The sequence below is a fragment of the Burkholderia lata genome, assembly GCF_902499335.1.
In the GTDB taxonomy this organism is placed as follows: domain Bacteria; phylum Pseudomonadota; class Gammaproteobacteria; order Burkholderiales; family Burkholderiaceae; genus Burkholderia; species Burkholderia lata_B.
Map to the genome: position 1 here is coordinate 40,377 of NZ_CABVQK010000009.1, position 17,373 is coordinate 57,749.

At 65.5% G+C, this 17,373-nt stretch carries 13 protein-coding genes and 1 pseudogene; 13 read left to right on the forward strand and 1 reads right to left on the reverse strand.

What is annotated here, in order from left to right; translation table 11 throughout:
- Window positions 1–77 precede the first annotated feature (77 nt).
- The 11 genes and pseudogenes from BCO18175_RS22390 to BCO18175_RS22440 all read left to right on the forward strand — a co-directional run bounded on the left by BCO18175_RS22390 (window position 78) and on the right by BCO18175_RS22440 (window position 14,262).
- On the forward strand, window positions 78–2,603 hold the full coding sequence (locus BCO18175_RS22390) for a TonB-dependent siderophore receptor (RefSeq protein WP_174984079.1): 2,526 nt from the start codon (window positions 78–80) through the stop codon (window positions 2,601–2,603).
- Window positions 2,604–2,902: 299 nt separating this feature from the next.
- Window positions 2,903–3,382 (forward strand): bacterioferritin, encoded by a 480-nt coding sequence (bfr, locus tag BCO18175_RS22395; RefSeq protein ID WP_174984081.1) that lies wholly within the window; start codon window positions 2,903–2,905, stop codon window positions 3,380–3,382.
- Between the two features lie 498 nt (window positions 3,383–3,880).
- Window positions 3,881–4,306, forward strand: a complete 426-nt coding sequence (locus BCO18175_RS22400) for a Fur family transcriptional regulator (RefSeq protein ID WP_174984083.1) — start codon at window positions 3,881–3,883, stop codon at window positions 4,304–4,306.
- A 186-nt stretch (window positions 4,307–4,492) separates the two neighbouring features.
- The gene (locus BCO18175_RS22405; RefSeq protein ID WP_174984085.1) at window positions 4,493–5,020 is read left to right on the forward strand and encodes a sigma-70 family RNA polymerase sigma factor; all 528 of its coding nucleotides are present in this window, start codon (window positions 4,493–4,495) and stop codon (window positions 5,018–5,020) included.
- A gap of 3 nt (window positions 5,021–5,023) precedes the next feature.
- On the forward strand, window positions 5,024–6,037 hold the full coding sequence (locus tag BCO18175_RS22410; RefSeq protein WP_174984087.1) for a FecR domain-containing protein: 1,014 nt from the start codon (window positions 5,024–5,026) through the stop codon (window positions 6,035–6,037).
- Between the two features lie 475 nt (window positions 6,038–6,512).
- Entirely contained in the window at window positions 6,513–8,894 is a 2,382-nt protein-coding gene (locus BCO18175_RS22415; protein ID WP_254608155.1) for a TonB-dependent receptor, read from the forward strand.
- 78 nt (window positions 8,895–8,972) lie between these two features.
- The gene (locus BCO18175_RS22420; RefSeq protein ID WP_174984089.1) at window positions 8,973–10,349 is read left to right on the forward strand and encodes an MATE family efflux transporter; all 1,377 of its coding nucleotides are present in this window, start codon (window positions 8,973–8,975) and stop codon (window positions 10,347–10,349) included.
- A 38-nt stretch (window positions 10,350–10,387) separates the two neighbouring features.
- Window positions 10,388–11,395: a FecCD family ABC transporter permease gene (locus BCO18175_RS22425; protein ID WP_174984091.1), complete on the forward strand. Its 1,008-nt coding sequence runs from the start codon at window positions 10,388–10,390 to the stop codon at window positions 11,393–11,395.
- A 5-nt stretch (window positions 11,396–11,400) separates the two neighbouring features.
- The gene (locus BCO18175_RS22430; RefSeq protein WP_174984093.1) at window positions 11,401–12,432 is read left to right on the forward strand and encodes a FecCD family ABC transporter permease; all 1,032 of its coding nucleotides are present in this window, start codon (window positions 11,401–11,403) and stop codon (window positions 12,430–12,432) included.
- Window positions 12,433–12,491: 59 nt separating this feature from the next.
- Window positions 12,492–13,286 (forward strand): annotated as a pseudogene (locus BCO18175_RS22435) (ABC transporter ATP-binding protein); the annotation flags it as partial.
- On the forward strand, window positions 13,279–14,262 hold the full coding sequence (locus BCO18175_RS22440) for an ABC transporter substrate-binding protein (RefSeq protein WP_174984097.1): 984 nt from the start codon (window positions 13,279–13,281) through the stop codon (window positions 14,260–14,262). The pseudogene BCO18175_RS22435 and the gene BCO18175_RS22440, both read left to right, overlap by 8 nt.
- 21 nt (window positions 14,263–14,283) lie before the next feature.
- Here the strand turns inward: BCO18175_RS22440 and BCO18175_RS22445 are convergent, their stop codons facing one another.
- Window positions 14,284–15,510 (reverse strand): lanthionine synthetase C family protein, encoded by a 1,227-nt coding sequence (locus BCO18175_RS22445; RefSeq protein WP_174984100.1) that lies wholly within the window; start codon window positions 15,508–15,510, stop codon window positions 14,284–14,286.
- A 228-nt stretch (window positions 15,511–15,738) separates the two neighbouring features.
- Here BCO18175_RS22445 and BCO18175_RS22450 point away from each other — a divergent pair, with 228 nt between their 5' ends.
- Window positions 15,739–16,449, forward strand: a complete 711-nt coding sequence (locus BCO18175_RS22450; RefSeq protein WP_174984101.1) for a PadR family transcriptional regulator — start codon at window positions 15,739–15,741, stop codon at window positions 16,447–16,449.
- Between the two features lie 38 nt (window positions 16,450–16,487).
- The gene (locus tag BCO18175_RS22455) at window positions 16,488–17,309 is read left to right on the forward strand and encodes a siderophore-interacting protein (RefSeq protein ID WP_174984103.1); all 822 of its coding nucleotides are present in this window, start codon (window positions 16,488–16,490) and stop codon (window positions 17,307–17,309) included.
- Window positions 17,310–17,373 lie beyond the last annotated feature (64 nt).

Sequence of the window (17,373 nt, forward strand, 5' to 3'; positions counted from 1 at the left end):
TCAACAAACCCGTCGGCTCGTCCGGCAACCCTCGTGAGCATCATCGATTCATAACGATTCAAACGAGGAGCGGTGGTATGGGGGTTACTGGGCACCAAGCCGGTGTGGGGCGTGTCGTGTGTGTCGCGGTTGCGGGCTGTCTGTCGGCCGCCGCGTGGGGGCAAGGCGGTGACGTATCGTCATTCGACATTCCCGCGCAGCGTCTGGACCGCGCGCTGAATGCATTCGCGCGCCAATCCGGCGCACAACTGCTGTTCTCGACGTCCAGCGCCGAGCAGCGGGCAAGCCAGGCCGTCAAGGGCCGGCTGACCGCGGCAACGGCACTGGAGCAACTGTTGTCGGGTTCGGGGTTGCATGCCCGTGCGACGGGAAGGAACACGTTCACGGTAGAGAGCGGCGCACCCGCCGCACCGCCGAAGACCGATACGGGTGCAGGTGTGGGTACCGGTGTCGGTGCGAGCGAGAATGCGGGTGGCGGTACGAACGTGAGCGCGAGTCGTGCCGCGGAGCCGGTGGAACTCGCGGCAATCGAGGTATCGGGCGACCGGACCCACAGCGATCTCGTTCGACCGACCCGGCAGATCACCGTGATCGGTCGCGACACGTTGCGCGACCTCGAAGCCGGATCGAACAATCTGGCGACGGTGCTGAGCAAGGCCGTGCCGGGGATGGCCGATTCGAGCCACACGATGACCGACTACGGCCAGACGCTGCGCGGCCGGAACATACTCGTGCTGGTCGACGGCGTGCCGCTGAATACGAATCGCGATTCGGCGCGCAACCTGGCGAACGTCGACCCGAACAACATCGAGAAAGTCGAAGTGCTACGCGGCAGCAGCGCTGTTTACGGGGCGGGCGCAACGGGCGGCATCGTGTCGATCACGACGCGGCAGCCGGGTGGCGCGCCGCGCGCCGAGACGACGTTCTCGATGACCTCGCCGCTCTCGCATCTGGGCACGGGCGGCCTCGGCGGCACCGTGCAGCAGTTCTTCGCGGGCAGCCACGGCCCGGTCGAGTACGAATTCAACGTCGATGCGCAGCACATCGGCAGCGCGTATGACGCGCGTGGCCATCGCATCGCGCCAGAACCCAGCCAGGGCGACCTGTTCGACTCGAACGTCTACAACGTCGAAGGCAAGCTTGGATTCCGGATCGATGCGAATCAGCGCATCGTGTTTTCGGCGAGCCACTACGACGCGAAGCAGGACACCCACTACGGGAGCGATCCGTCGGTCGCGAAACTGCCGCCGGGCACGACCGTCGCGCGTCCGAAAGACGGGCTCCAGCTCGACGACCAGAACCGCATCCGCAACACGCAGCTCAACCTGCAGTACAGCAACAAGGACGTGCTCGGCAGCGAGGTGGCGGCCCAGCTCTACTACCGGAACTACTTCACGCGCTTCGCGCCGTTCGACGCGCGCGCGGTGGCGACACGCGGCAACAACGTCGATCAGGTCATGCAGGACTCGAAGGTGTTCGGCAGCCGCCTGACGATCACGACACCGCTCGATCGCGCCGGCCGCACGAAGATCCAGTGGGGCGCCGACTTCAACCAGGAACGCAGCGACATGCCGGACGATATTTTCTCGCCGGCCGCGTACGACGCCAGCGGTGGCCTCGTCTACCGCAAGACCGGCACGCTGACGTACCTGCCAACCCTGACGACGACCAGTGTCGGCGGTTTCGCGCAACTGCAGCACAAGTTCAGCGACAAATGGTCGGCGGAAGCCGGTGTGCGCTACGAGCATGCGAGCGCGAGCTTCGACAGTTTCGTGCCGCTTTCACAGCTGCGTCTTGCGAAGAAGTACACGGTGCCGGGCGGATCGACCGGCTACGGCGCATGGTTGTTCAATGCGGGTGTTGCCTATGCGCCGGTACCGAGCCAGGAAATCTATGCGTCGTTCAGCCAGGGGTTCCAGTTGCCGGACGTCGGGCTGCAATTGCGTAACGCGACCGCCGGCTTCGACATCCATTCGTCGAGCCTCGAGCCCGTGAAGACCAACAACTACGAGATCGGCTGGCGCGGTAGCCTGGGTAATCACGCGGACGGCACGCTCGCGCTCTTCTACACGACGTCGGAACTCGGCGACGTTCAGAGCTTCAACAACGGCCTGATCCTCACGCGCACGGCCGAGCGCATCGCTGGCATCGAAGCGACCGTCGACTACGCATCCGACGACGACAAGTGGGGCGCGGGCGGCACGATCACCTACATGCAGGGGCGCGAGCGGCCGCAGAACAGCGCGAATTTCCAGGACATGACCGGCTATCGGATTCCGCCGCTCAAGCTGACCGGCTATCTCGAATACAGGCCAAACCCGCGCTGGAGCAATCGGCTGCAGGCGACGTTTTACGCAGCGCGCGATTACCGGCTCAACGACAAGATCGGTTTCGGCCGCATGGACGTGAGCAGCTATACGACCGTGGACCTGATCTCGCGCTACCAGATCACGAAGAAGGATCGCGTGACGGTCGGTGTCGAGAACCTGCTGAACCGCTACTACCTGCCGCTCTACAGCCAGCTCATGCGCAACAGCAACAACACGAGCCGCTTGCCTGCGGCGGGTGCCGTGCTGACGGCCAGCTATACGCATCGGTGGTAAATGCGTCCCGTCCGGTTCCGTGCGGCATCCCACCCCGATCCGGATGGGACGGGCGTGGGGCGCCGCCCGGAAAATGGAGGCGGATCGTCGACACGGCGAGGATGCACCGGGAAAATGAAAATTAAAGTCATTCGCACTCCACGATGATTTACCCGATTGCGCGCTGATCTGAGCGATTCGACCGGCTTTTCCATCGGGCCCGTCTGTTTCACCCGGAAGGCGTTTGCGATTCGGCTGACCGCCGACTATTGTTGGTTCTGGGTGTGATGTGGACGAACGCGCCGAACAGGAGAACTGCGATGAAAGGCGACAAGAAAGTCATCGAATACCTGAACGCTCAACTGAAGAACGAGCTGACGGCGATCAACCAGTATTTCCTGCACGCCCGTATGTATCGTCACTGGCAACTCGACAAGCTGGGCAAGCACGAGTATGAAGAATCGATCGGCGAGATGAAGCATGCGGATGCACTCATCGAACGCATCTTCATGCTCGACGGGCTGCCGAATCTTCAGGATCTGCACAAGCTTCTCATCGGCGAGCACACCGAGGAGATCCTTGAATGCGACCTGAAGCTCGAACGCATCGCCCAGGCCACCTGCAAGGAAGGGATTGCGTACTGCGAATCGGTGCAGGACTACGTGTCGCGCGAAATCCTCGAGAACATTCTCGACGATACCGAGGAGCACATCGACTGGCTGGAAACGCAACTTGAACTGATCCAGAAGGTCGGGATCCAGAACTATCTGCAGTCCGGCATGACATCGCTCGACTCGTGACCCATGGATTGCCTGTAGCGAACGCCGCTGAGCATCCGGGGGCAGAAAAGTATCACGTGGCAACTCATGGATGAGCCGTCCGGCCGCGGGTCGGGTACGCGCCAGGTTGAACCCGGAATTCGTTACCGCCGGGCAATCGTCGCGACGGGGCCCCGGCGTTTTTTGCATTGTCGTTGATGTCGGACAAATCGGTGGTCGGACGGCAATCAATTGATCGACCGACACTCGACCGATGCGCTGGAAGATACAACCATCGTGAGCGAAGCGACAATCTCCCGGTCCGGACCCTGACTGGATCCAGCTACTTCCGCATGCATCCACCGACCGGTGTGGTGATCCCTGATATTGGTTCAAGGCGCTGACGGGCGAAGGTCTCTTCGTGCCATGGATACGGGGAATCCAGACGCTGCAGCCGCCTTGCCGCGAATCAATACTCGGCTTAAGGGACACTTAAGCGTAGGCAAGACATGATGTGGCAGGACATATTGAAACAAGAACATGAAAGCCATCTACACGGAACTGGCTCGGGTGGGGATACGACCGACAGCCAGTCGATTCAGCGTATTGAAGTTGTTTCGCGATAATCCTGCCGCTCACTTTTCTGTCGAGCAGATTTACCGGATGCTCTCCGGCGGTCCGGAACCCTTCAGTCTCGCAAGTACCTACCGAGCCCTGGCTACATTCGCCGAAAGCGGCCTTGTCACCAGTGCATCGCTTGGCAATGCGGGCGTCGTGTATGAACTGAATCGCGGCAGGCATCACCATCATCTTGTCTGCCGGCGCTGCACGGCAATTTGCGACATTTACGAAGATGCGCTGACCAGCCAGCTCGAGCACATTGCCTCTCACAATCACTACAGATACGAAGAAGCGTCTATTGTGATCACCGGAACATGTTCGGCGTGTCAGGCGAAGGGGAAGTGACCCACGCTGCGGGAAACGGAGAGCCGAATCCCCAAAATGTCTGACGAATCAAGACGTTTGACTCACTGGCCTTGATAAGACCCCCAATTACGAAATATTGCGTAAACCGATTGAATTGGTTTATAAACGGGAATGATTCGCATTTTCTTTCTCGTCTCCCGTTTATAAAGTCGAAGGGGTTGTTCCATGTCCGCCGCCCAACTCGCCGTGCACCAGGAGGTGCAGGCTCTCTATCGCGACCACCATGGCTGGTTGCAGGGGTGGCTGCGCAGGCGGTTGGGTAATGCCTTCGATGCGGCGGACCTCGCACAGGACGCTTTTCTTCGCCTGATCCTCAAGCCGGTGCCCAAGGGCTTCGACAGCGATGCAGAGGCACGGGCCTACTTGCGCGCGATGGCGCAGGGCATGTGTATCGACCTGTTCCGTCGCCGTCAGGTCGAACAGGCATGGCTCGACGCGCTCGCTGCCCAGCCGGAACCTTATGAGCCCTCGCCTGAATATCGCGCGATCGTCATCGAGACACTGATGGAAATCGGCGCGCTTATTAGCCGGCTGCCGGACAAGGCAAGGGACGCATTCGTCATGGCGCAGATTCACGGCCTGTCCACTCGCGAGATCGCGAGCGAATTGGGCGTCTCCGACCGAATGGTGCAGAAGTATCTCGCCCAGGCGATGCTGCAGCTCGCGTTGCTCGACGCCGGCATCAAGCACTAACCGATGGCTGTCTCGTCGTCCTCATCCGCCGCCGAATCCGGCGTCCAGGCGGATTTCGAAAGTCTTGAACAGGCGGCCAACTGGTATGCGCTCCTGCATGCCGATGGCGGAAGCGGCGAGCATCGCCACGCGTGGGCGCAGTGGCTGGCCGAGCGGCCGGAACATCGGCGCGCGTGGGCGCATGTCGAAGCGGTCAGCCGCCGATTCGAGCCGCTCAGGGGCGAGAGTCAAGGCGAGCGCAACGCTGCCGCGGCTGCGGTACATGTTTCCGCGGCGCGTTCGGCGAGCCGGCGCCACGTGCTGGGTGGTCTCGTGGCGCTGGCCGGAACCGGTCTCGCCGGCTGGTTCGCCTGGCGCTTTACGCCGCTGGCGGATCGAATCGTCGCGTGGCGGTCGGACTACCGCACCGGGATCGGCGAGCGGCGCGACGTGCAACTCGCCGACGGCACGCGCGTCTGGTTGAACTCGGACAGTGCGTTCGATGTTCACTACGACGACACCAGGCGAGTCCTGACGCTGAAGATGGGCGAAATCCTTATCGATACCGCCAAGGACAGTCAGGGACGTCCGTTCTTCGTCGACACCCCGAACGGCCGGATGCAGGCACTCGGTACCCGGTTCACCGTACGGCAGTCCGGCACGCACACGCTGCTGGCCGTATTCAACGGCCGTGTCGAGATTCGCAACCTGGCCGGACATGTCGAAATCGTGCAGGCCGGTCAGCAGCGACAGTTCACGGCGGATACGATCTACGCGCCGGAACGGGCCGACCCCGCGCGTGAAGCGTGGTCGCGCGGCGTGCTCCTGGCCGATGACGTCACGCTCGGCGCGCTGATTGTAGAGCTGGATCGCTATCAGCACGGGCACATCGGTGTCGATCCGTCGGTCGCAGGCATTCGCGTGGTCGGCCGGTTCCCCGCCGACAACCCCGACCAGACGCTCGCGATGCTCGAACGCGACTTGCCGATCCGCGTACGTCGCACGTTGCCGTGGTGGGTCACGATCGAAGCCCGGTGACCGGCGCGATGCCGGTTCTGGCCAGGGTTGCGGGGGCGATCTCACGTCGCCGCAAAATAATTTCCGATTTCAGTTCGCATTTCCGGGCGTCATCCGATTAACAGATGAAAGAGGACCATTCGGAGATCAATCAGTGCTCTGAATGCCGACCCGGCGCCATGAGGCGGGGCATCCGCCCCGGCTTGCCGACATCCGTTTCCGTCCGGAAGCAGGTGTCGTCGCAATGGCGACAGTCGCAGCCAGCATGGCGCCGCCCGATCGACCGGGCGCAGCCGCTATCAAGCCAAGGTATCCGGCTCTGTTAGACGCGCGATGGACCTCCCCTTGCTCACTTCATTCTCAAGGAATGCCGTCCATGCGTCGCCCGTCGTTCTCGTCGAATCCCGATTTTTCGCCGCCCGCGCGCAGCTGCGCGCAGATGCCCCGTGCGCCGCGCACCGCGCATCGCCCTACCGCGCACGCCGTTCGGTGCGCCGTGCTAGGCCTCGCACTCGCGGGGAGTGGCGCGTGGCAAGCGGCATCCGCCCAATCGGCCGCCGGTGCGGCGGCGCAAGCCGCGACCCGGCGCTATGACATCCCGGCAGGCCCGCTGTCGGCGTCGCTGAACCGTCTTGCCGATCAGGCAAACGTGATGCTCAGCGTGCCGGGCGACATGACGGCCGGGAAAACCAGCGCGGGCGTCCACGGCACCTACTCGGTGCAGGGCGCGTTCCAGGCGTTGCTGAACGGAACCGGCCTGGAGCCGGTGCAGCAATCCGACGGCAGTTTCTCGCTGCGCCCGGCGGCGGCGGCCGCAGGCGCCGAAGCGGGCGTGCTGCCCACCGTGAACGTGCTCGGCAAGCGGGTCGGCGACGCCATTCCCGAGGCTTACGCAGGTGGCCAGGTCGCGCAGGGCGCGAAGGTCGGGATGCTCGGCAATCGCGACTACATGGACACACCATTCAGCATTTCGAGCTACACGGAAAAGCTGATCCGTGACCAGCAGGCGACCAGCGTCGCGGACTTGCTGACCACCACGGATCCGTCGGTCCGCGCGGCGATCGACAGCACCAATCGCTACGACGCGATCACGATTCGCGGGCTGCGCGTCGAGAACGGCGAGATCGCGCTCAACGGCCTCTACGGGCTCGTGCCCGCCTATCGTGTGGGTGCCGATCCGGTCGAACGGGTCGAGATCCTGAAGGGCCCCGGAGCATTGCTGAACGGGATGATGCCGCAGGGCAGCGTCGGCGGCAGCGTGAACGTCGTGACGAAGCGTGCCGACGACACGCCGCTCAACCGGCTGACCGCCGAATATGCATCGAGCTCGGTGTTCGGCGGCCATGCCGACATCGGCAGGCGCTTCGGCCAGAACGGCGAGTTCGGCGTACGCGTCAACGCGGCTCATCGCGAAGGCGACACACCGATCGACGAGCAGTCGCGGCGCAATACGTCGCTGTCGGTCGGGCTCGACTACCGCGGCAGCCGCCTGCGCGTATCCGGCGACGTGATCTACCAGGAAGACTTCATGCGCGCGCCGGTGCGCGGCTATACGCCGATCGCCGGCATCGCGGTGCCCTCGGCGCCCGATTCGCGAACCAATCTCGCGCAGACGTTTTCCTATTCGAATTCCCATAGCCTGACGGCGCTGGGGCGCGCCGAATACGACCTGTCGTCGAACGTGACGCTGTTCGGCGCGGTGGGCATGAACCGCTTTGGCTACGACAAGCTGGAAGATCCGGGCGCGACGATCATCAATGCGCTGGGCGACGCGAAGTCCACTTCGAGATACCAGTCGGGCGCATCGCATGCGCTGTCGGCAGAGGCGGGCGCACGGACGCGCTTCAAGACGGGCCCCATCGATCACCAGCTTGTCGTCAGCGGCGACTACCTGCAGCAGACGACGTGGTTCGGCCAGACCGCGTACGGCAGCTACACGACGAACATCTATATGCCGACCCGCCTCGCCGGGCCTGGTGCGGCAGTGTCCGTGTCGCCGGAAGCGAAGGACAGCGCACAGATCCTGCGCAGCATCGGCGTGGCCGATACGCTGTCGGCCGCCGGCGGGCTCGTGCAGCTCACGGTCGGCGTGCGTCGCCAGCAAGTGAGCAGCCGCAACTTCGATACGTCCGGCGCGGAAACGTCGCATTACGACCAGGGCGCGACCACGCCATCCGTTGCGCTTGTCGTTCGTCCGCTCGACCAGTTGTCGTTCTACGCGAACTACATCGAGGCGCTGACGCCCGGTTCGGCACCGCCGCCCGACGCGGCGAACCCGAACCAGGTGTTCGCACCGTTCAAGTCGAAGCAGTACGAAGTCGGCACCAAGCTCGATCTCGGCAAGTTCGGCGCGACGCTCGGGCTGTTCCAGATCGACGTGCCGAGCGGGATCGTCGATCCGGTCAGCAAGCTGTTCAGCCTCAACGGGTTGCAGCGCAATCGCGGTCTCGAGCTGTCCGGCTTCGGCGAAGTCACGCGCGGCGTACGGCTGCTGGGCGGCGTCACGTGGCTCGACGCGCGGCTGCGCCGCACGCAGGGCGGCACCTACGACGGCAATCACGCGATCGGCGCGCCGTCGCTGCAGGCCACGCTCGGCGCGGAATGGGATACGCCGTTCGTACCAGGCGTCACGCTGACGAGCCGCATGATCTACACGGGCAAGGCGTACGTGAGCCAGGACAACACGCAGCATGTACCGAGCTGGACGCGTTTCGATCTCGGCGGCCGCTACACGACGAAAGTCTCCGGCCGCGACGTGACGCTGCGCGCGAACGTAACGAACCTGTTCAACCGCGACTACTGGCAGGCGAACCCGACCGGGTACCTGTTCACGGGCGCGCCGCGCACGTTCTGGCTGTCGGTGTCGACCGACCTGTGACGGACACCGGCGGGCCGGGGCGCAGACACGCGGCCCTGCCTGCCGATGGCTTGCCCTTCCGATTCTCACCGTCATCGCATGAAACCTCACGGACAGTTCTGGCTCGACGCCCGGCACATCGGCGCGCTCGCCGCGCCGCTCATCCTCACCCAGCTCGCGCAGGTCGCGCTGACGACAACCGACATCGTGATGATGGGGCTGCTCGGCCCGCGGGAAATCGCGGCCGGCGGGCTCGCGCTGACCGTGTTCAACCAGCTGCGCACGATGGGCACGGGCCTCGTGACGGGCACCGGCAACCTGGTCGCGTTCGCGAACGGGCAGCGCGACACGGCGCGGATCATGCGTCTCGTGCGGGCGAGCTTCGCGCTGTCGACGCTCGCCGCGCTCGCGTTCGTACTGCTGATGCTGGCCGTCGAACGGCCGCTCGTTTGGCTCGGCCAGGATCCGGACATCGCGCGGCAGACCGCGCTTTACCTCGCGGCGGCAGCGCCCGGCATGCTGCCGTGCCTGTGGTTCCAGTCGCTGCGCCAGTACACCGTCGGATTGCGCAAACCGGGGCCGCTGCTCGCGATCACGGTGGTATCGATCGCCGTCAACGCGGTGCTCGACTATGCGCTGATGTTCGGCCGCTTCGGGTTCCCCGAACTCGGCCTGACCGGCGTCGCGTGCGCGACGAGCGCGGTGTACCTGCTGTCGTTCTTCGCGTTCCTGACGATCGCGAAGCGTCGGGCGGCACTGCGTGAGCACCTGTCGCTGGCCTTCTGGCGCGCCGATGCCGATGCGTTCCGGCAAACGCTGAAGATGGGTGCGCCGATTGCCGCAACCTACGGCTCGGAGGCCGCGTTCTTCACCGTGCTCACGCTCGTGATCGGTACGCTCGGCACCGATGCGCTCGCGGCGCAGACGGTCGTCAACCAGGTGATCTACATCGTGTTCATGATTTCGGTCGGGCTGTCGCATGCGTCGTCGATCAGCATCAGCCATGCATGCGCGCAGCACGACTATCGCGGCGCAAGGCGGCTTGGCTATACGGGGCTGGGGCTGGGCGTTGGCGCGATGCTGATCGTCGCGCTGCCGTATCTCGTCGCGCCGACGCATGTGCTCGCACCGTTCCTCGCACGCAGCTCGGCCGCAAATGCCGATGTGCTGCGGCTCGCGACGGGGCTGCTGACGATCGCGGCGCTGCTGCAGATCTTCGACTGCAGCCAGAACATCGGCGTCGGCATCCTGCGCGGGCTCGGCGATGTGAAGAGCGCGTTCCGCATCTCGATCGTCGGATACTGGATGATCGGGCTGCCTGTCGCCTGGGCCGCCGGCGTGATGCTCGGCTACGGCATCTACGGCATCTGGGCCGGACTCGCCATCGGGTTGGCCGCGACCGCGACGATGCTGCTGCGCAAGTTCGAATACCGGTTGGGGGCGCTGGCGAAGCAGGCCGGCGCGGCACGATCGTGAACGGACGTCCCGTAACGGCTAGGCGCCCGCGTTCTCCGTTGCCGGGGACGGCACGCGGGGGACGTGCACGGGTCGGTGCGGTTGCGCTCGTGCTGATCGGCGGCCTCGCTGCGATCACGCTCGCGAGTCTGTGCGCCGGCAACCTCGTGCTGAGTCCTGCGGCGGCGCTCGATGCGCTGGCCGGCGGTGATACGCCCGCCGCGCAGATCGTTCACACGCTCCGGCTGCCGCGCCTGATTGCGGCGCTCATGGTCGGTGCGAGCCTCGCGGTCGCCGGCGCGCTGATGCAGGGCATCACACGCAATCCGCTCGCCGACCCGACGCTGACGGGCGTCGTCAGTGGCGCGGCGCTCGCGGTCGTGGCCGCGACCGTGCTGGCGCCGTCCTGGGGCGCGGGCATGTTGCCGTTCGTGGCGCTGGCCGGCGGCAGCATCGCGGCGACGCTCACGTTCGCGCTGGCGTGGCGCGCGCGACTGTCGCCGCTGCGTCTGTCGCTGGCCGGAACGACGATCGCCGCGCTCGGCAGCGCGGGCGTCATTTCGCTGATGATCGTGGCGGGACCGCAGGCAGGGCCGTTGTTCTACTGGCTGGCCGGCGGTTTCGCCGGTGTTGGCTGGCAGCAGGTCGCGATGGTCGCGCCGTGGACCGTCGCGGGGCTCGCCGCCGCGCTGGCCTGCGCGCGCGTGCTCGACACGCTCGCGCTCGGCGACGAAGCGGCGCAGGGCGTCGGACTCGACCTGCTGCGCTGGCGTTTGATTCTCGTTGGCATCGCGGTTGCGTTGTCGGCATCTGTCGTTTCGATCGCGGGGCCGGTCGGTTTCGTCGGGCTGTGCGTACCGCATCTCGTGCGTGTCGCGCTCGGGGGCGGCTATCGCCGGACGTTGGGCGTGACGGCAATGGCGGGCGCATTGCTCGTGTCGGCAGCCGATCTCGTCGCCCGCACTGTTGCCGCGCCGCGCGAACTGCCGGTCGGCTTCCTGACCGCGCTGGTCGCCACGCCGTTGCTGATCGCGATGATTCGCCGCGACGAAGGGGTCTCGACGTGAAGGGCATGTCGATCTGGTTGGTTGGCACGTCGTACGCGCGACGCGCAGCATGGGCCGTGATCCTGATGCTCACGGTTGTCCTGTCGGTGCGTTTCGGCGCGGCCGATTTCCCGTTGACGGCGGCCATTCAGGCACTGATCCATCGCGACGGCGCACGCGACGTTGCCTTCGTGATGTGGGATCTGCGCCTGCCGCGTGTGCTGCTTGCGCTGATGATCGGCGCGCAATTGGCAGCGAGCGGGCTCGTGCTGCAGGCGGCGCTGCGCAATCCGCTCGCGGAACCCGGCGTGATCGGCGTGTCGTCCGGCGCGACGCTTGGCGTGATGCTCTTGCTGCTCGTCGCGAACTTTGCCGGATCGCTCGACGGCAGCCGGCTCGACGCGTACGACATCACGTGGATGCCGCTGGTCGCGCAGGCGGGCGGCATCGGCGCGGCGCTGGGCGTCTACGTGCTGGCGTGGCGCAACGGCACGGCGCCGCTCCGGCTGATCCTGATGGGCGTCGCCGTCAGCGCCGCGATGTATGCGGTCGCGATGACGATACTTGCCGGCTGGGGCTCGAGCCGGATCGAGGTGCTGCTGACGTGGCTCGCGGGCAACCTGTACGCGCGCGGCTGGCCGCACGTGCTGCTGCTCGCGCCGTGGACCGTGGCGACGATCGCGCTCCTCCCGGTCATCCTGCCGGCGGTGCAGGTGCTGTCGCTTGGCGATGACGCGGCGACGAGCGTTGGGCTGAGCGTCGAGCGTTGGCGTCTCGTGGCGATCGTCTATGCCGGTTTCGCGGCTGCCTGCGCGGTAGCGATCGCCGGCCCTGTCGCGTTCGTCGGCCTGATCGCGCCGCATCTCGCGCGGCTCGCCGTGGGCGGCCCGCTCGGGCGGCAGGCTCCATTCGCACTCCTCTGCGGTTCGCTGATCACCGCGCTTGCGGACCTGACCGGTCGCGTCGTCGTCGCACCGGCCGAAATTCCCGTTGGGGCGGTCACCGCGATGTTCGGCGCGCCGCTCTTCCTCTATCTGCTGTCCCGGTCGTCACGATGACACTTGTTGCTCGCGATCTCTCGCTCGGATATGGCCCGCGCCGCATCGTCGACGCCCTGTCGTTGTCGATCGAGCCTGGCCGGATCACCGTCCTGCTCGGTCCGAATGGCTCGGGCAAGAGCACGCTGCTGCGCGCGCTAGCCGGTTTGCTTCCGCCGCGCGGCGGCGATGCATCGCTCGACGACGTTCCGCTGCGGCAATGGCCGCGCCGCAAGCTTGCGCGGCGCATCGCGTTCCTGGCACAGACGCAGGACATTCCGTCCGGCCTCACGGTGCAGGAACTCGTCCGCCACGGACGGTTCGCGCACCGGAACTGGCTGCGCGGCGAAACGGACGACGATCGCGAAGCAGTCGAATGGGCGCTCGAGATGACCGGGCTGGTTGCGATGCGCGACCGCGCGCTCGTCGCGCTGTCGGGTGGCGAACGCCAACGTGTGTGGATTGCGATGGCGCTCGCGCAGCGCGCGGACATCCTGCTGCTCGACGAGCCGACGACCTATCTCGACCTCGGGCATCAGCTCGACGTCATGCAGACGCTACGGCGGCTCAACGACGAATTCGGGCTGACGCTCGTGATGTCGCTGCACGACCTGAACCAGGCGATGCGATTCGCAGACCGCGCGATCGTGATGCACGACGGGCGGCTCGTTGCCGACGGCGCACCGATCGACGTGCTTACAACGACGTTCGTCGCGGATGTATTCCATGTGCGCAGCGAGCGGCTGCATGGTGCGAGCGACGGTGTGCCGGTCTGCCATCCGCTCGGCTATGCGGCACCCGTCGAAGGCGAGGACGATGCCGGGCCGGCCGTTTGCGACGCCGTGCCATCGATTGGGGCCGCCAGAGATGATTGACCGCAAGCGTCGTGCGCTGTCGTTCGCATTGCCGGCTTCGCTGGCAGCGGTGCTCGTGCAGCCCGTTTGCGCGGCGTCATCAGCCTCGCCGTACAGCGTCGTGGATGATCGCGGCGTGACGCTGCGCTTCGATACCGCACCGAGCCGGCTTGCGGCGATTTCGTACTTCGGTGCCGATACCGCACTGGCGCTCGGTGTGCAGCCGATCGCGTCGACGTTTCTGGTGCGCAGCCCGCGGCCTGCCTATCTGCTGGACAGGATGGACCGCGTGATCGACCTCGGACAGCGCGCGAGCCCGAACCTGGAATTGCTGGCGAGCGCGCATGCCGACCTCATCGTCGCGATCCGCCGCTACACCGAAGCGAACGCGGTGCGGCTCCGGCAGATCGCGCCGTATCTTGCGCTCGACCTGGAGACTGGCGACGACAGCGACCGTAGCATCGCGCTCGTCGGGGCCGCACTTGGCCGTGCCGACGCGGCCGCCGCGCTCAACCGGCGTTTTGCCGACGTGCTGGCGAGATTCCGCGCACGCGCAGGAATACGCCGCGCACCGCGCTACCTGTTCGTCTGGGGGGCGGGCGCCGCGCCGTGGGCGTTCTACGACGAGAACATGACCTGCTCGTTGCTGAATGCACTGGGTGGCGTCAACGTCGCCGGGCGCAATCCGCTGCCGTCGCGGCGCGACAATACGGCGTTCCAGATGAGCCTCGAGACACTGTTGCTTGCGAAGCCGGACACGATTTTCGTTTACGACGATGGTGGTCGGCGCAGCTTCGACACGAACCCCGTGTGGCAGCATCTCGCGTCGACGCATCGCGTGAAGATTGTGAGCGTAGGCGATCACTGGATCGAATCGTTCGGGCCAATCGCCCGGCATGCGGTGCTTGCCGAGGCGGCCGCGTTCCTGCATCCCGATGCTTTTGCACTGCCGGACTTGCGCGAGATCGCGTCGTTGTATTTGCGGCGCGCCGGTTGATGTGCCGTTCGGGTCGAAATCTCACACCGGTTGCGGAGGATAAAAAACGTCCAGCGTCGGAAACGCCGCCGATTCGCGCAAGCAGTCTGACAGATAGATGGCGACACCGAGATCCCCGGTCCACAACGAATAGCGTCGCCGTCCATACCGCACCGCATGTGCTTCCGACTGGCCGATGCTGTGCATCGCGAACGCCCGGGCGCGGTCGAGCCAGATCGGGTTTCGGGTGCGCTGGTATAGCACGAGGAACGCGTAGCCGTTGCCGGCCGTGCCGTGACAGAGAGACGGACCTTTGGCCAGCGGCCCCGCATCCCAAACCGCCTCTCCCGCGCCGGTCAGCAGATCATCGAGCGCCGTGCCGGGGAAGCGCGACAGGCATGTGACGAAGCCCGGCGCGCCGTGACAGAACTGCATCAGCAGGTCGTCGCCCGACGAAACGGCCGAGTCAAGCTGGATCCGCCAGTTGACTTTGCCGTCTTCGTGAGTCGCCGTTTGCCGCACCGTGTTCGCGATCGCTTCTTGCCAGCGCGACCAGTCTGCTCCATCGAGCAGATGCCGGCCGCGGATCAGCGGTGATGCTGTCGCCACGAATCCGTGTACGCCGTCGAGATAGGTCGAACGGTGACCGTACAGATCCTGTGTCCAGAAGTGGCAGGCATGTTCGTCAGACCACTGGAGTTGATTCCACAACTGTGCCGCGGTCTCGCGAAACAATCCTGCCCAGCGTTCGTTGTTGGTGAGCTCGAATAGAAAGCAGGCGGCCAGCAGCGTACCCGGCGCGCCCCGCATCAGTTCGCGCGCCGGATGATCCATATTGCCGGCGATCAACGTTGCGAGCCGTGTTTCGAGCGACGGCGTGGGCGTCTGCGCGAATTGCAGCATAAGGATGGGCAGTTCGCCGAACAGGTATGAAGCGTCGCCGTCGATTCCTGCGATGGAAAGCCACCTCTGGTTATGTGCGCGGATGGGTTCGAGTTGATCCAGCCACGTGGTTCGTGTGCCCGGGGCGCTGAGCGCACCGAGATGATGGAGCGCCCATATCACTCCGGCGGCTCCGAAATAGAACGGCGTCAACGCAGGTGCCGTTCCATCCTTCGTTTCAAGATCCAATGGGTGCGACGGCCATAGCCTGTCCGGCGTGAACACGGCGCTCGTTTCATCGATGATTCGAGCGATGGCAATGCGGACGCGATCGGCATCCCAGTCAACAGGTTCGAGCGCTTCGTGACGTGCCGGATTGAATAGCATGGCGGTAGCTGATGGGGCTTGGGGTGCAACGGGCATGTTATACGCATCGCCGCAGTCCACGGATTTGCGTCGTTGTTAGCCAAGGACCGCTGTGCCGCTGACGCACGGACAAGTATCCGCCGCGGTCCAGCATACGGCCCATAACCATCCAACCCCAATAAATCCTCTTGACGACATATCTTTCGATATATATCTTTAGATATGTTTTACGAGATATAGGATTCGATCATGCGACACAACCCATCTCGCGGCCATGCCCGATGCGACGGCCATGGCGCACATGCCCGCCCGGAGTGGTTCACCGGTCTCTGGTACGCGATCGGCCGCCACCGCCGCGGCCAGGATCCGTTCGGTGGCGGCCCGTTCGGCGGTCGCGGCGGACGGGGCGGCTTTGGTGATTCCGGTGACGAAGGCATGCCGCGCGGCCGCCAGTTCAGCTCCGACGATCTCCAACTGATGTTGCTTGCGCTCGTCGCCGAACAACCGAGCCATGGCTACGAGCTGATCAAGGCGCTCGACACGCGTTCGAACGGTTTCTACAGCCCGAGCCCCGGCATGGTGTATCCGGCGCTCACGTATCTCGAAGAAGTCGGCTTCGTCGCGTCGCAGGCCGAAGGCAACCGCAAGCGCTATGCGCTGACCGACGCCGGCCGCGCCCATCTCGACGCCCAGCGCGAACGCGTCGACACGCTGTTCGCGCGCCTCACGCACCTCGCGCGCAAGATGGAGTTCATGCGCCGCGCGTTCGCCGGGGAATCGGCGGGCAGCGAAACGCAGGACGAAGCACAAGCCGGCTGGCTGCCGGAGTTCGTCGAGGCGCGCCTCGCACTCAAGCGCGCGCTGCTGCACAAGAGCGCCGCCGACGCCGACGAACAGCGACGCATCGCGGCCATCATGCGCCGCGCGACAGCCGAAATCGAAGGCGGCACCGGCGCGTAAGCCGTGCTGCCCCGTCAAAACCTCAGGAGAACGGATTGATGCAGAACACATCCGACCGCACCGTGACCCGCGTGCGCCACACCCTCAAGTTCCGCTTGCTGCAGGTCCTGCGCGTGCACACCGTGACGCCGCACCTGCTGCGCGTCACGCTCGGCGGCCCCGATCTCGCGGATTTCGAATCCGCGTCGTTCGACGATCACGTGAAGGTATTTTTCCCGCCGCCCGGCGCTGAACGGCCCGCGATGCCGAAGCTCGGCGAGAACGGTCCCGAATTTCCGGAAGGCGAACCGAAGCCGGTCGCGCGCGACTTCACGCCGCGCCGCTTCGACCGCGCCGCCGGCGAGCTCGATCTGGAATTCGTGCTGAACCACCCGGGCCCCGCGTCGCAGTGGGCCGCACAGGCACGCGTCGGCCAATGGCTCGGCATCGGCGGCCCGCGCGGTTCGTTCGTCGTCCCGACCGGTTTCGACTGGCACCTGCTGATCGGCGACGATACGGCACTGCCGGCGGTCGCGCGGCGTCTCGCGGAATTGCCGGCCGGTGCGCGCGTGGCCGTCGTGCTGGAAGTCGCGGATCGCACCGCGCAGATCGCGTTCGACACGCGTGCCGACGTGCATGAAATCTGGCGCTTCCGCGCCGAAGCCAACGCGGCGGACGGCGACGTACTGCTGAATGCCGTGCGCGACATGCCGCTGCCGCCGTCCGGCGACGGTTACGTGTGGGCGGCCGGCGAAGCGCTGTCGATGCGCGCGGTACGCCAGCACCTGACCGGCGAGCGCGGCGTCGACAAGTCGCGCATCCGCGCGGCGGCCTACTGGAAACGCGGCGCGGCGGCCGTGCACGAAACGCTGGAAGACTGACGGGTGCGGGTACCCGGTAAAGGGGTACCCGGTTGAAGTTGACCGGCCGATGACACAATCGTGG

What these genes read in the sequence shown, in the direction of transcription:
- BCO18175_RS22390 (WP_174984079.1), top strand. Translation starts at nt 78, where the DNA reads ATGGGGGTTACTGGGCACCAAGCCGGTGTGGGGCGTGTCGTGTGTGTC.
- bfr (WP_174984081.1), top strand. Translation starts at nt 2,903, where the DNA reads ATGAAAGGCGACAAGAAAGTCATCGAATACCTGAACGCTCAACTGAAG.
- BCO18175_RS22400 (WP_174984083.1), top strand. Translation starts at nt 3,881, where the DNA reads ATGAAAGCCATCTACACGGAACTGGCTCGGGTGGGGATACGACCGACA.
- BCO18175_RS22405 (WP_174984085.1), top strand. Translation starts at nt 4,493, where the DNA reads ATGTCCGCCGCCCAACTCGCCGTGCACCAGGAGGTGCAGGCTCTCTAT.
- BCO18175_RS22410 (WP_174984087.1), top strand. Translation starts at nt 5,024, where the DNA reads ATGGCTGTCTCGTCGTCCTCATCCGCCGCCGAATCCGGCGTCCAGGCG.
- BCO18175_RS22420 (WP_174984089.1), top strand. Translation starts at nt 8,973, where the DNA reads ATGAAACCTCACGGACAGTTCTGGCTCGACGCCCGGCACATCGGCGCG.
- BCO18175_RS22430 (WP_174984093.1), top strand. Translation starts at nt 11,401, where the DNA reads ATGTCGATCTGGTTGGTTGGCACGTCGTACGCGCGACGCGCAGCATGG.
- BCO18175_RS22440 (WP_174984097.1), top strand. Translation starts at nt 13,279, where the DNA reads ATGATTGACCGCAAGCGTCGTGCGCTGTCGTTCGCATTGCCGGCTTCG.
- BCO18175_RS22445 (WP_174984100.1), bottom strand. Translation starts at nt 15,510, where the DNA reads ATGCTATTCAATCCGGCACGTCACGAAGCGCTCGAACCTGTTGACTGG.
- BCO18175_RS22450 (WP_174984101.1), top strand. Translation starts at nt 15,739, where the DNA reads ATGCGACACAACCCATCTCGCGGCCATGCCCGATGCGACGGCCATGGC.
- BCO18175_RS22455 (WP_174984103.1), top strand. Translation starts at nt 16,488, where the DNA reads ATGCAGAACACATCCGACCGCACCGTGACCCGCGTGCGCCACACCCTC.